The 14,456-nt window shown below is 41.8% G+C and carries 12 protein-coding genes and 1 other RNA gene; 11 read left to right on the forward strand and 2 right to left on the reverse strand.

Going from position 1 to position 14,456, the window contains the following annotated elements; translation table 11 throughout:
- Positions 1–523 (reverse strand): hypothetical protein (locus tag Q0V82_RS14925; protein WP_297576970.1); only part of this gene is annotated, 523 nt, incomplete at its 3' end.
- A gap of 140 nt (positions 524–663) precedes the next feature.
- The gene (locus Q0V82_RS14930) at positions 664–1,854 is read right to left on the reverse strand and encodes an acetate/propionate family kinase (RefSeq protein WP_297576972.1); all 1,191 of its coding nucleotides are present in this window, start codon (positions 1,852–1,854) and stop codon (positions 664–666) included.
- Between the two features lie 567 nt (positions 1,855–2,421).
- Here Q0V82_RS14930 and Q0V82_RS14935 point away from each other — a divergent pair.
- From Q0V82_RS14935 to nadC, 11 genes are all read left to right on the forward strand, one after another.
- The gene (locus Q0V82_RS14935; protein ID WP_297576973.1) at positions 2,422–2,910 is read left to right on the forward strand and encodes a biotin/lipoyl-containing protein; all 489 of its coding nucleotides are present in this window, start codon (positions 2,422–2,424) and stop codon (positions 2,908–2,910) included.
- Positions 2,911–3,364: 454 nt separating this feature from the next.
- Positions 3,365–4,270 (forward strand): ribosome biogenesis GTPase YlqF, encoded by a 906-nt coding sequence (ylqF, locus tag Q0V82_RS14940; RefSeq protein ID WP_297576975.1) that lies wholly within the window; start codon positions 3,365–3,367, stop codon positions 4,268–4,270.
- 250 nt (positions 4,271–4,520) lie between these two features.
- Positions 4,521–4,721, forward strand: coding sequence for a hypothetical protein (locus Q0V82_RS14945; RefSeq protein ID WP_297576977.1), 201 nt, complete (start codon positions 4,521–4,523; stop codon positions 4,719–4,721).
- On the forward strand, positions 4,718–5,014 hold the full coding sequence (locus tag Q0V82_RS14950) for a cell division protein ZapA (RefSeq protein WP_297576979.1): 297 nt from the start codon (positions 4,718–4,720) through the stop codon (positions 5,012–5,014). The genes Q0V82_RS14945 and Q0V82_RS14950 overlap by 4 nt, the downstream gene beginning before the upstream one ends.
- A 33-nt stretch (positions 5,015–5,047) precedes the next feature.
- Positions 5,048–5,228, forward strand: a non-coding RNA gene (gene ssrS, locus Q0V82_RS14955) — 6S RNA.
- Positions 5,229–5,237: 9 nt separating this feature from the next.
- Complete coding sequence (locus Q0V82_RS14960; protein ID WP_297576981.1) at positions 5,238–5,831, forward strand: 5-formyltetrahydrofolate cyclo-ligase; 594 nt, start codon at positions 5,238–5,240, stop codon at positions 5,829–5,831.
- A 595-nt stretch (positions 5,832–6,426) separates the two neighbouring features.
- A complete protein-coding gene (gene ptsP / locus Q0V82_RS14965; protein ID WP_297576983.1) occupies positions 6,427–8,973 on the forward strand; it encodes a phosphoenolpyruvate--protein phosphotransferase in 2,547 nt (848 codons plus the stop codon).
- A gap of 11 nt (positions 8,974–8,984) precedes the next feature.
- Complete coding sequence (locus tag Q0V82_RS14970) at positions 8,985–9,308, forward strand: PTS transporter subunit EIIB (RefSeq protein WP_297576985.1); 324 nt, start codon at positions 8,985–8,987, stop codon at positions 9,306–9,308.
- Positions 9,309–9,565: 257 nt separating this feature from the next.
- The gene (gene ptsG, locus Q0V82_RS14975; RefSeq protein ID WP_297576987.1) at positions 9,566–11,290 is read left to right on the forward strand and encodes a PTS glucose transporter subunit IIBC; all 1,725 of its coding nucleotides are present in this window, start codon (positions 9,566–9,568) and stop codon (positions 11,288–11,290) included.
- Between the two features lie 520 nt (positions 11,291–11,810).
- On the forward strand, positions 11,811–13,172 hold the full coding sequence (locus tag Q0V82_RS14980) for a phosphomannomutase/phosphoglucomutase (protein WP_297576989.1): 1,362 nt from the start codon (positions 11,811–11,813) through the stop codon (positions 13,170–13,172).
- Positions 13,169–14,017 carry a carboxylating nicotinate-nucleotide diphosphorylase gene (gene nadC, locus Q0V82_RS14985; protein WP_308445226.1) on the forward strand — a complete coding sequence of 283 codons (849 nt, stop codon included), beginning with the start codon at positions 13,169–13,171 and terminating at the stop codon, positions 14,015–14,017. Before Q0V82_RS14980 ends, nadC begins: the two co-directional genes overlap by 4 nt.
- Positions 14,018–14,456: the final 439 nt, after the last annotated feature.

Below are 14,456 nucleotides of genomic sequence, written 5' to 3' on the forward strand. Positions count from 1 at the left end.
CGATTTGACTATACTCGTACAAAGAGGCAGAATCAATCAAATTTTCCGCATACCCAATTAATACAGGCCAAATTGAACCAACTTGCTCTATCAGTTGAATATTTTTATCAAATGACAACCAACCAAAAAAAGAAGCTATTGTAAGCAATACGGTCATCAATACCATAACTAATATGGTGCCTAACATATATAACATGCCAATTTTTAATAACTCAAAAAATCTATATTTAAATCCAAAAAATAAATCAGTTAATTTTGGCACTTCTCCGGCAGCATGCTTTTTTGCCGACCACATAATACCACCCAAAAAAACGGGACCAAGTAAAGTAGAAATAAATCCACCAACCATAGGCAAAAAAGCAATACCAAAAAATAATATAACAAATACACCACAAATACTGATCCAAACCGTTGGTGCTTGTTTAAATAAATTAAATGCTTTCATAATCCAATACCAACCTTGTATCGGCGGTATTGTTTTTGGCTCAAAACTTACATCAATAACATGATCATGTTCTAACATAATTTTTACCTACTTAAAAAGTCAATCTCTACATCCTAACTGAAACAAGACTTTTTTAAGTCTTCATCTTGCCAGATGAAGATGAAACTCACGTGAAAAAGCCGCTGAAATCAGCGGCTTTTTCATTAAAGCATTATAAATTATGCGATACAAGCCAATGCTTGACGAGCAATCATTAGTTCTTCATTCGTCGGAATCACATACACCGCAATTTTACTATCTGCTAAAGAAATACGACGTGGTTCACTAGAACGTACCGCATTCGCCGCTTCATCTAGATCAACACCTAACCAACGTAATTGATGGCAAACCGCTTTACGCGTATTTGCATCATTTTCTCCAATGCCAGCAGTAAATACTAAAGCATCTATACCACCGATCGCAGCAGCTAAAGAAGCCGCTTCACGCACTACACTGTTTGCAAAATATTCAACCGCTAATTTTGCGCGGGGTAAATCTGAATTTTCTAAATCGCGCATATCGCTGGAGAAACCAGACAAACCAAGTAAACCTGACTCCTTGTACAACAAGGTTTCAATTTGTTTTGCATCCATTTTTAAATGATTCATTAAGTGCAAAACAACACCGGCATCAATACGACCACAACGAGTTCCCATTGGCAAACCATCCAATGCAGTAAAGCCCATGGTTGTTAATTGACAGCGCCCGCCAAGTAAACCCGCCATTGATGAACCATTACCTAAGTGAGCAACAACGGTACGACCTTCTGCTGCACGAGTATCAATTTCTGGTAATACGCTAGCAATATATTCATACGACAGACCATGGAAACCATAACGACGAATGCCTTCTTTTTGCGAGAATTCATACGGTAGTGCAAATAATTGGTTTATTTCCGGTTGAGTCATGTGAAATGCGGTGTCAAAACAAGTCACTTGTGGCACATTTGGCAATAATTCTTCAAGAATACGAATTGGAGTAATATTATGTGGGGCATGCAAAGGGGCTAATGGAATTAATGCTTCAAGGCCAGCAATAACTTCAGGCGTAACTAGTTCAGGTTTTGAATATGTGGTTCCACCATGAACAACACGATGTCCAATTACCGCAATTTTTCGTCCACCAATACGCGATTCCAACCAATTGAGCATATAACGTAAAGCATAATCATGATTTTTTGGCGCATCACTGGCTAATGTTTCGTTTGCTACTTTCTTATCTGCTGCATCTTTTGCACTAAATTTAGGCTCTACATATAAGCCTTCCATTTGTCCTTTAAATAAGACAACAGGATCAGCAGCGCTAGTTTCAAATAATGAAAATTTAATACTTGAAGAACCTGCATTGATAACTAAAACTAATTCACTCATTGTTAACTCCAAATTTTGAATATATATAAAATATTATTTTAGTAAAATTACGCTTACTTCACTTGATTATATCAAAAAATCGTCGTCAAGATAAAACATACATAAATTAAATATGATTTATATTTATTTTTAATAGGGTTAAAACCTATTAAAACAGACTTTTTCCTTACTAAACTAGACACAATAAGCACTTGATAGTATCTAGTTTGGCAAACACGGGCCTATTATGCAAAGTAAATTGTGGCATAGCAATAATTTATAATATTTCCTTATATATCAATGCGCTAGCTATTGATTTTGATCTGTTTTAGAGATGAAAGTCCTTTCGGATTTTGAATTTAATATTATCAATCGTGTAAGGAAACTATTGCAGATTGAAAAATTTGATTTTTATTAAAAAAATAGGCAATTTTTATGCGTTAAATTGATGCTTATCAATGTAATTATTTGGTTAAAATTTTAATTCATGGGGTGAATTTTGTTATTATTTACATTGCACTCCTCGTTGGCGTGTGCTTTTTTTAAATTAAATGATTTTGTTATTAAAAATTTTAAAGGCTTTAAAAAATGGATCCTGTCTATACAACACATTTAATGTGTTCTCCAGAATTATTTAAACCATTTATTTTAAGTAAAATTTATATTCAACCAGGCCAATTAGTAAATAAAGATGACTTATTAGTAACGTTAAGTAATTACACTGATGATATTCATATTAATGCGATTGAAGATGGAAAAATAAGTAATTTATTTGTGAGTATTGGTGATGATATCAACACTGGTGATTTATTATTAATCATGGAAGTAGAAGAATTACCAACTGGATTTTTAAATTTAGACAAATTAGATAATGATAATGATAATGATATTACTAATAATACTTCTAAATCTTTGATGATTATGCCATCTGCTGAAAAATTAGCAATTCGTTTAGGTGTTGATATTAGTTTAATAAAACAAAATAATTTAACTGGATATATTGATGATGAAGATGTTGAAATTTTTGTTAAAAATGAACTTTTAAAGCTTAAACAATTAAGATTTTTACTATCTTAACCAGCAAGTTTGCCAAGTTTAGTTGGCATGTTACTGAGCTAAGTATTTGATTTGTAATGACGTAGAGTCAATCGTATTCAAACTATTTTAGCGTGAGCACTTCTTAAGCTATTGATTTTGTTCACTATTGTAGTTTTTAAGCGTTTTCAACGTGGTTTGCATCAGCGGGTTTGTTTTTTATATATATATTGATAAGTAAAAGATAGTAGTAATAGATAAGGAACAGAAAATCTGTGGATAACTCCGTAAAGCCATATTTATCAACACGTTAAGTTATCCACATAGGGGTGCACAACAGGTGTTTGTACTGTGGGTAATATGTGCTGTTTTTTTTGTTAACCCTGTGAATAACAGTTATCCACATTGCTTGCTGACTTCCCCACATTTTAAGTGATTGATTTGTATAGGGTTGTGTGAATAAGCGTATAATCGCTGCTTTTCTTGGGGGTGTTTGATGGCAATTCAGTGGTTTCCGGGTCATATGCATGTGGCGCAGAAAAAAGTGGCAGAGACAATGGCCAAGGTGGATATGGTGATTGAAATCGTAGATGCACGCATGCCTCTGTCGAGTAGTAACCCAATGATTGAGAAGTTACGTTTGCATCGTCAGCGTCCAGCTTTGAAAATTATCAATAAAACAGACTTAGCCGATCCGAAGTTAAGCCAGTTATGGTTAAATTATTTCCGTCAGCAAGCAGGTACTGAAGCCTTATTGATGGGTGAAGACAACAAGCAAGCGGCAATTAAGCAGATTGCGGTCTTGTGTAAAAAACTAGCCCCGTTCCGTAATGATGCTGAAAAACCATTGCGAGCGATGATTTTGGGGATTCCCAACGTGGGTAAATCTACGTTGTTAAATACACTGGCGAAGCGAAAAGTCGCTCGTGTTGCGGATACGCCAGGTGTGACGAAGTCTCAACAGCGAATTGAAACGCTAGATGGCGTGATTTTGTATGACACGCCTGGTTTGATGTGGCCTAAAGTAGAGCATGAACCTTCAGGGTTTCGTTTGGCTTTGGGTGGGTCAATCGGTCGTAATGCTTACGATGAGATTTTGGTGGCTTATTTTGCGATTGAAACTTTGCGCGAGCGTTACCCTAAAGAACTGATGGCTCGCTATAAGTTGAGTAATTTAGAGGGTAGTGTGGATGAGCTGTTTAATTTGATCGGTCGTAAACGTGGCGCTTTGATGGCCGGTGGTGTGATTGATGAACAAAAAACGGCAGATTTGATTATTACTGACTATCGTAGCAAGGCAATGGGTCGGATGACCTTAGAAGTACCTGATGACTTTATCGGGGTTGATTTAGGCTCGGGGGACGATCTTCCGGAAGAGCTTGAAATTGAAGATGAAGACTGATTTGTAGTGTTTGACATCATGGACGTGGTTTGTTGAATTTATCAATGAGGCGATATGCATTATATTTTTGATGATATTGATATTGAATTTGTAGGTATATCGCTCAAAGTAAACAAATTAATGCTTTTGACGAATATACCCAAGTATTTATTGTGATTTTAGTTCAATGTCATCATTTTATATCTCTGGTTAGTTTTTCATTGGTACTTGCCGATTTACGTTACAGATTGGTATTGATAGGAACTTAGAAATGGATGTAGAACTCGGTAGTTTGGAAGGTAAAGTCATGCAGTTGGTGGCCTTATGTCGTGAATTACGCTCGGAAAATCAAGACCTTAAGCAGAAATTGCACTTAACACAGTTAGACAATGAAAGCTTAAATACTAAGTTAGTTGCTGTAAAAGACAAAGTGAATGCGATTTTGGCTAAATTACCCGAGGATGGTGTATGAGTGATGCCGTGAAGTTGTTGGATATTTCAATCATGGGGCGTGAGTTTCGTGTGGCCTGTCCTGCGCATGAAGAAGAAACCTTGCTTCAGGCTGTGCAACTTCTCGATACACGGATGCATGAAATTCGCACGACTGGTAAAGTAATCGGGATTGAGAAGATTGCGATGATGACGGCTTTAAATATGACGCACGAGTTTTTAACGGCAAAGGTTGAAGGTGGCTTTGACTTTAGTGATTTTCAGCGTAAAATCACCAGTATCAATTCAACGATCGACGCAGTTTTACTTGAATAGAAAATATTTATCATTGCGTCGTGATACAAGTTAGCTTTCCTGCGGTGTTTGCGACGGTTCTTAATCTTTGAACCGATAAGCTGTATAGCACGTTTGCCAGTCATCTAGACGCCTGTTGTGAGCGTTCCTTGTGAATGCACCTGATGGCATCTGACCGGCAACAACTTGAACCATGGGTTCAAGATGCGAACCGAAACGGCACTGTGGGAAGCCCTCATCTTTTGTGATTATTCAAAAAATTCAATTACGTCGTGATCTTCGGCAACGCCGAGCGGCGATATCTAAAATACAGCGCCAAGCTGCGGCTTGGGCTGTAACCCATTATCCGCAAGTATTACAAAAACTTCGTCGCGGCAAAAAAATTGCATTATATGTGCCTGTTGGTAGTGAGTTTTCGGCTTGGCCATTGATTTTTTTAGCATTGCAGCGTGGTTGTTTGGTGTATTTGCCGGTTGTACCTAAAGTGGGTCGACGATTAAATTTTGTTCGGCTAAATCAAGACGCTATTTGGTCTTGTGGTGCATTTAATATTCCAATACCGAGTCATTCTGAGCACTGTTCAAGCCGTGATTTGGACACTGTTTTTGTGCCTTTACTTGGTTTTGATTTGCAATTAGCTCGGTTAGGTCAAGGTGGCGGCTATTACGATACGACGTTTGCATTTCGTCGATTGCGAAAAATTTGGCTTAAACCGGCATTAATTGGCTTAGCGTATTCATGCCAGCAAGTGGCACAATTGCCCTATGAGGCATGGGATTTAAAGTTAGATGCAATTGCCACTGAACAAGCATGGATTCGTCGCAGGTGTATACATTGAGAGTAGTGAAATTACTGACATACTTTTGTATCCCACTTGTTTATGATATCAAGCGATTGCTATGTTATTTGCATCGTGACTCAGGTGGTTAACGTAAAAGCTAAATTTTATGTGTGTGCGGTTAGATTTTTCTAATGCAGAGCTGATTCAAATTAACGTTGATGGACTTGATGCAAATGAAGCAATAATCGCTGTCAGTGCAATGATCACTTCTGGCTGCAGTGACGACTAAATCGGATAAATTGACAAATAGGGTGGCTTAAGCCGCCCTATTTGCATCTAAATCGTAAGCATTCAAAATCAGGCACTGTTTTTTGTAAAAAAATGTAATAAAGTAATATTTAAAATTAAATGAACTCTGGAAGCTGATTAAGCACAAAGCATGCACTGGTTAGAAAGTTAAAATGAACGAATATGGTTTATGCCTAGCTGATTTTGATCTGTAAAATTTACATATAAATTGAGCAATATTACGCCACATGCCAATAGCATTGGCGGGTAAACTAAAACACAAGAAAATGTCAACGCAATAAAAATTAATGCGGGTCAATTTAAATGACCAATTTGACTAAGAATTAAACCAACAGAGGTTGTTATGTCGATAAATCCAGTTTCGCAATTTGTATTGCTGGCCCCACTATCGGGTGTGATGGTGCCTTTGGATACAGTACCTGATCCAGTTTTTGCCCAAAAAATGGTCGGAGATGGCGTTTCAATAGATCCAACCAGTAATGTTTTGTTGGCACCGATTGCCGGCAAAGTAACGCAAGTGCATTCAGCAATGCATGCTATTACTTTGGTTGCTGCCAATGGGATTGAAGTGTTGATTCATATTGGCTTAGACACTGTGATGCTCAAAGGCCAAGGTTTCACGGCGAAGGTCAAAGAAGGTGATGTCGTCGATGCAGGTCAACCGTTAATTGAATTTGATATGGATGCCGTAGGTCGTAAAGCCTTGTCTTTATTGACGCAAATGGTCATTACCAGTGGCGAAAAAGTAGCGCGTTATATTCCCAGTACAGGTTTGGTCGTTGCAGGTAAAGACATTGCCCTAACACTCGACTTAGCTGAGGGCGTTGTTCAAACTTCAGCCGCTACCGATTCATCCGTTGAGGTGTATTCAGACCCGATTCGTACGCCTAATCCAACCGGTCTACATGCTCGTCCCGCAGCCGTTTTGGCGAATACTGCGAAAACATTTAAGTCAGAAATTAAATTAGTTCGTGCCGACCAAGAAGCAAATGCTAAATCTGTGGTTGCAATCATGGGCCTTGAAGTGCAAAACGGCGATGAAATTCGAGTGCGTGCTGTTGGTCCTGATGCCTCTGCTGCGATTGAAAAATTAACGGCCTTAATTCTTAGTGGCTGTGGCGAAGATGTCGGTGGTGTAGTGCCAAAAAATAAACCTGCGCCAGTTAATGCGATTAAAACTAGCAAAGCCAAGCCTAAGTCAGAAGATCCAAATGTGTTGACTGGGGTTTCTGCATCGCCAGGTTTGGCTGTGGGACAAATTTTCCAAGTTAAGCAAGTGGATATTGCGGTCGTTGAAGCTGGTGAGTCGCCAGAATTAGAGCGTCGTCGTTTTGACCAAGCGTTGAAAGATGCGCATCAACAACTTGAAAACCTAAAAGCTGAAATTAGCGATGAAAGTAAAGCTGAGATTTTTGCGGCTCACCAAGAGTTGCTTGAAGATCCGGATTTATTAGCCATTGCGATTACGGGTATCAGCAACGGCAAGAGCGCCGGTTTTGCCTGGAAAGAAGCCTACAGCACTTATTCAGCTAAGCTGGCCGCACTAAAAAATGAAGTGTTAGCCGGTCGTGCGAATGATATTCGCGATGTGGGCTTACGCGTATTGCGTTTGATTGCGGGGATTGCAGAAACTGCGATGGTCGTGCCAGAAAATGCGATTTTGATTGCAGAAGACCTGACGCCATCCGATACCGCAAGTTTGGACCGTACTCGGGTACTTGGTTTTTGTACTGTCGGTGGTGGGGCAACCAGCCACGTCGCTATTTTGGCTCGCTCGCTCAATATTCCCGCAATCTGCGGCATTGATGAAGACGCATTGAATTTAGCCAATGGCATGCCAGTCATTTTGGATGGTAGCCGTGGTACTTTGCGCAAAAACCCATCAGAAGCCGAAGTTAACAATATCCGTGAAAAACAAGCCAAGCAAGCCATTCAACGTGAAGCTGAATTAGCCGCAGCATTTGAGCCAGCGGTAACGCAAGATGGTATTCATGTCGAAGTGGTGGCCAATATTGGTGGCATTGACGATGCGATTCAAGGCGTAAAACTGGGTAGTGAAGGGGTGGGTTTGTTACGCAGTGAGTTCTTATACTTAGAACGCACGGATGCGCCGACTGAAGAAGAGCAAAGCCAGATTTATATCGATATTGCCAAAGCACTCGGTAACGATCGTACATTTGTAGTGCGTACTTTGGATGTGGGTGGTGATAAGCCATTGGCCTATTTACCAATGCCAGTCGAAGAAAATCCATTCTTGGGTGTTCGTGGCGTGCGCTTATGCTTAGCAGAACCAGAGCTCTTACATACTCAAATTCGTGCCATTTTACGTTCTGCGCCGTTCTCAAAACTAGCCATCATGTTCCCAATGATTACGAGCTTGGAAGAAGTGCGTGAAGTGAAGCGTATTGTGGCTGAAGAAAAAGCCGCCTTAGGGGTTACTCAAGACGTTCAAGTCGGCATTATGGTTGAAGTTCCCGCCACTGCCGTTATGGCCGAGCAATTTGCGCGTGAAGTTGATTTCTTCTCGATTGGTACCAACGATTTAACCCAATACACTTTGGCGATGGATCGTGGTCATCCAAAATTAGCCAAGCAAGCCGATGTGATGCATCCTGGCGTATTGAATTTAATCAATATGACGGTAAAAGGTGCACATGCTCATGGCAAGTGGGTCGGTGTGTGTGGGGGTATTGCCTCAGACCCTATGGCTATTCCATTGTTGCTGGGTATAGGTGTGGATGAACTATCTGCGAGTGTGCCGACGATTCCTGCAATTAAAGCGTTGGTTCGGACTTTAAACAAAGTGGAATGTGAGAAACTCGCTGCTGAAGTTTTACAAATGGGTACCGCTGCTGAAGTTCGCGCTCGTTTGTCGCAACTGGTCGATTAAAGAGGTTTGATATGGTATTGGTCGTTATTGCACTATTAGTAGGAATTGGGATTGGTTGGGCGTTAAAGGGTCGGCAAGTGCCGGTGGCACCGGCATCGGTTGAAAAGCGGGTTGTTATTGAGGCGTTACCTTCGTCGTCCGCTGAATTACTCAATCCAGAGTGGTATGCCGCTTTAGGTGGTAAAGCGAATGTACGCTTAGCTGAATCCATTGCAACTACACGCATTCGCGTTGAATTGCTCGATGCCGCTTTGTTAAATGAAGCAGTATTAAAAGATTTAGGTGTTGCAGCCATCGCCAAAATTGATGCACATACCGTGCATTTAATTAAGTAAATAGCTTGTAAATAAATACAAAAATCCACCGGCAGATCGGTGGATTTTTTTTATCAAGATTGACCTTAATCGATGAATTTTATTTGCAGTGCTTTACATTAAAAATGACGATGGATTATTGTATTGATAAGGTATATCCCTGTAAGGTCATCGCTGCATAGTCAATGTTTAATTTTTGTAACAGAATCTAAAGTGAGTTCGATAAACCGGCGATTGCATGACAAATAAGAAACAGTAATCGCCTTTGGAGAAAAATAATGTTTAAGAATGCATTTGCAGTCTTACAAAAAATTGGTAAAGCATTAATGCTACCGGTCGCAGTATTACCTGTGGCTGGTTTATTACTTGGGATTGGTGCATCTAATTTTCCATTTATCCCAGAAGTTGTTTCGCAAATTATGGCACAAAGTGGCGGCGCAATTTTTGGTCATTTACCTTTGATTTTTGCGATTGGTGTTGCACTGGGCTTGTCAGACAATGATGGTGTAGCTGGTATTGCTGCGACGGTCGGGTTTGTTGTGATGATTGCAACAATGGGTGTCATGGCGCCAATCATGGGCGTTGAGCCAGCGATGGTGATGGGCATGAAGTCCATGGAAACCGGCGTTTTTGGTGGGATTATTATTGGTGCTGTTGCGGCAACATTGTTTAATAAATACTACCGGATTGAATTACCACCGTATCTTGGGTTTTTCTCGGGTAAGCGTTTTGTTCCGATTGTGACCGGGATCGCGGCTATTTTTGTTGGCGTCGTTCTATCCTTTATTTGGCCTCCAGTACAAGGCGCTATTAATAGCTTCTCGCATTGGGCCGCGGTATCTGATACGCGTACTGCTGCGACGGTATATGGTTTTGTTGAGCGGATGTTGATTCCATTTGGTTTGCATCATATTTGGAATGTGCCATTTTTCTTTGAAATGGGCGAATTCACCGATGCGGCAGGTAAAGTGGTGCATGGTGATATTAATCGTTTCTTTGCCGGTGATCGTACTGCGGGTATTTTGTCGGGCGCATTCTTGTTCAAAATGTTTGGTCTACCAGCCGCAGCCATTGCGATTTGGCATACTGCAAAACCTGAAAATCGAGTGATGGTGGGTGGGATTATGATTTCAGCTGCGCTGACTTCATTCCTGACTGGGATTACCGAGCCGATTGAATTTGCCTTTATGTTTGCGGCTCCCGTGCTGTATGTCATTCATGCGGTATTGGCGGCGTCGACGCAATTTGTTGCCAACACCTTTGGTATGCATTTGGGCTTTACTTTCTCGCAAGGCGGGATTGATTTCTTGATGTTTAATGTGTTTGGTAAGAATGCGCAAAACTGGTGGTATGTCCTGTTCTTTGGGCCAATGTATGCCGCTTTGTATTACTTCACTTTCCGTTACGCCATTCTCAAGTGGAATATGAAAACCCCAGGTCGTGAAGATGTGGCGGTTGATGCGGTTCAACACCAAGCCAGTGGCCAAGGTATGGCGCATGATTTGGTGGTTGCATTTGGTGGTGCTGCGAATATCGAAAGCTTAGATGCATGTATTACACGTTTGCGGATCTCTGTTCGCGATGCGGCCAAAGTCAATCAAGCGGCGCTAAAAGCATTAGGTGCGGCTGGTGTGATGCAAGTTGGCAATAATATGCAGGCTATTTTTGGTACCCGTTCAGAAAATCTGAAAACCGATATGACTGAATATTTGAAAGCGGGCGGAACGGGTGTAGCAGCGCCTGTAGCGGTTGTACCAGCGACTAGCGCAGCAGCAGCTACGATTCGTAATCCAGCATTATTGGCGGCTTTAGGTGGTCAAGCTAATATTAGCGAAACAGCGGCAATTGCAGCTACGCGCATTCGGGTGCAATTAAAGGACGGCAAACAATTTAATGAGGCGGCAGTTTTAGCATCGGGTGTTTCTGCGGTGGCAAAGCTTGATGGCAATGTATTTCATTTGATTGTTGGTGATTCGTCGCAGCTGCTAGCATCGACTGTTTAAGTTAAAAGCAATTTTAAAAAGCCCATCCTATGTTGATGGGCTTTTTTTATAATTAATCGGATGGTATGCATCCATCGCCATTTTTTGCTTTGCGCCCATTTCATGCAATTAAGTAACCACGAATAAGGGATTGGAGCTTGTATGAACTGGCTTGTCAGCGAATGCAATACTGGCTGAGCAAATTCTACCCAGCGTCAAACGTGTTTCTGTTAAGCACTTAGCCATTTGCATAGGGATCATGCGCATATTGATTTGTCCTACTCTGCTTAAGCTTAAAATTAGAAACGAATGTGAGTATTAAATAATGCCAAACACATAGTTTTGGTTTAAAGGCTAAAAAAATAGCAAAATATTGCGTTAATTTGATCTGCGAGTCACAGCGCGCTTGCATGGCTTTAAGCATGTAGATCATGATTGGCAAATACCGAGTTGTCCGCTTCTGCTCCAGCAAATTACATCACCGATTTTTTGTGTACCTCAATGCACTTTTTCAATTTCATCTACCGACTGCATGATTAAAATGACTTCAATACCTAGTAGTTTATTTAAAGCTTATGATATTCGGGGCCAGATTCATTTATTAACCCCTGATTTTGCGTATTGGGTTGGTCGCGCTTGCGGTGCTGTAGCTAGTGAGCAAGGCATTGTAAAAATAGCCCTCGGTTTTGATGGGCGTTTATCCAGCCCTGCCCTCGCAATGGCGTTGGCAAAAGGATTGCTTGAGGCCGGTATTACCGTATTAGATCTCGGTATGTCCTGTACGCCGCTATTGTATTATGCGGCTCGTCATCACGCCGCCGGCTCTGGAATGATGATTACGGGTAGTCATAACCCGCCAGATTACAACGGCATTAAAATTATGCTGGCCGGGGTAACGATTGCCGGTGATGCGCTGCAAGCGTTGCGGCAAAAAATAATTGCGCAGCAATTACCACTTCTAGATGGCGGCTCAATTCAGACGCTCGATGTCGTTGCTGATTATGTGGCGGCGCTGGAACAGCAATTGCCGTTGGTAAAACCATTAAAAATCGTCATTGATTGTGGTAACGGTTCACCGGGAGCATTGGCTCCAACCTTGTATCGACAATTGTCGTGCGAAGTGATTGAGCTGTATTGTGAAGTCGATGGTCGATTCCCCAATCATCACCCCGATCCCCAAGTTGCAGAAAATCTCCGTGAACTCCAAGCGACCGTACTGGCAGAACACGCCGATGTTGGTTTAGCGTTTGATGGCGATGGCGATCGTTTGGGGGTGGTGACGCGCACTGGAACAATAATTCCCGGTGACCAAGTATTGATGCTATTTGCTACTGCCGAGTTAGCTAAGCAAACTGGCCATGTGCTCTTTGATATCAAATCAAGCCGAGCGGTCGCCCAATGGGTTACTCAGTTGGGTGGCACCTCAGAAGCGATACCAACCGGGCATTCGCATATGAAGCGTCGTTTACGCGAAACCGGGGCCGTTGTTGCAGGTGAATTGTCTGGGCACTTCGCTTTTGCGGCATGGCAAGTGGATGATGCTTTATATGCCGGTGCCAAGCTATTGCAACAAATCGCCACCGGTGTTGATTTAGATACTGAGCTGGCACGGTTTCCAATCACGGTGTCATCACCAGAGCTGCAAATTCCAGTGACGAGATCGGGTCATGCCTTGGTAGAAGAAATCCGCCAACAGGCTACTTTTCCCACTGCCCACCAAGTGCTGTGTATTGATGGCTTACGCATTGAATATACCGATGGTTTTGGTTTGATCCGCGCATCAAACACCACGCCAGTCTTAACGTTACGCATTGAAGCCGATACCATGCAGGCCTTGCAGCGGATTCGGCACGAACTTGCCAGCGCGATTGCACCGCTCCCTTTTCCAGAAATTAAAGAATGATGATGAATTTGAAACTACCGCCTAAACATCTGATCGCCGCCAATGTCGCCAACGCCTTAACCGAAGACATCGGTGATTGCGACTGGACCGTTCAACTGATTCCTGCCGCACAACAAGGCAATGCACGCATTGTGCTACGTGAGGCGGCCATTATTTGTGGACAAGCTTGGTTTAATGAAGTCTTTCATCAGGTCGATGCCAGCATTCAAATTGAATGGAAAGTCGCAGAAGGGGAGTGTGTTGCTGCAGAGCAAATTATTTGCGAGCTACAAGGTAATACCCGTTCATTACTGACTGCAGAGCGCTCGGCACTTAATTTTTTACAGACGCTATCAGCAGTGGCCACAGAAACCCATCGCTACGTTGAGGCAGTAGAAGGCTCCGCTGCTAAAGTCCATGACACCCGTAAAACCATCCCAGGGCTACGTCGAGCACAAAAATATGCCGTTACAGTCGGCGGCGGAGAAAATCAACGCATTGGTTTATACGACGGCATCTTAATTAAAGAGAATCACATTTTAGCTGCAGGCAATATCGCCAATGCAATTGAGATGGCCCGCACCATTGCACCTACACACGTCAGCATTCAAATTGAAGTTGAAAATCTCGCCGAACTGCAACAAGCCATTGCTGCTGGTGCTGTTTCAATTCTATTAGACAATATGAGTCTCGAAGAAATGAGCGCCGCAGTACAACTTGCAAAAGGGCGAGCCATACTAGAAGCCTCTGGCGGGGTCGATTTAACTCAAATTCGTGCGATTGCAGAAACCGGCGTTGATCGAATTTCGATAGGAAAGCTCACCAAAGATATAAAAGCGATCGATTTATCAATGCGATTGGCATAATTCAGATAAAAAAAACGCTACCTTAGAAATAAACGAATTAAATAGCATTTCACTTTTAAAGATAATTGTAGATTAATTAAAAATTAGATCTATTTAAATTCAACAACTTAGCGTCTTTATCCTGTTTTGTTTATCACAAGGTGTTGACGGACTTTCGGTGGGTGGGTATAGTTCGGCCTCTCTGCTGCTGACACAGCAAACGAAACACCGGTTTCTAGGTTGTTTTGTGTGTCCTAAGCCACTGATCTTTAACAAAATACAGCCGATGAGTGTGAGTGCTTGGTTTGCCAGTCAAACAAGTGCTTACACTCTCAAAATGATCGCTTAGATGCAAATCTAATCGATCGCAATGAAGTGGAGGGTGGAGTTAAATCCATCCTGTAGGGCGGGTTTAAACCCGCCTTAAAGCCAAGTTGTACAAATTAGCACAGAGATTAAA

The organism is uncultured Deefgea sp. (assembly GCF_947072475.1).
GTDB lineage: Bacteria > Pseudomonadota > Gammaproteobacteria > Burkholderiales > Chitinibacteraceae > Deefgea.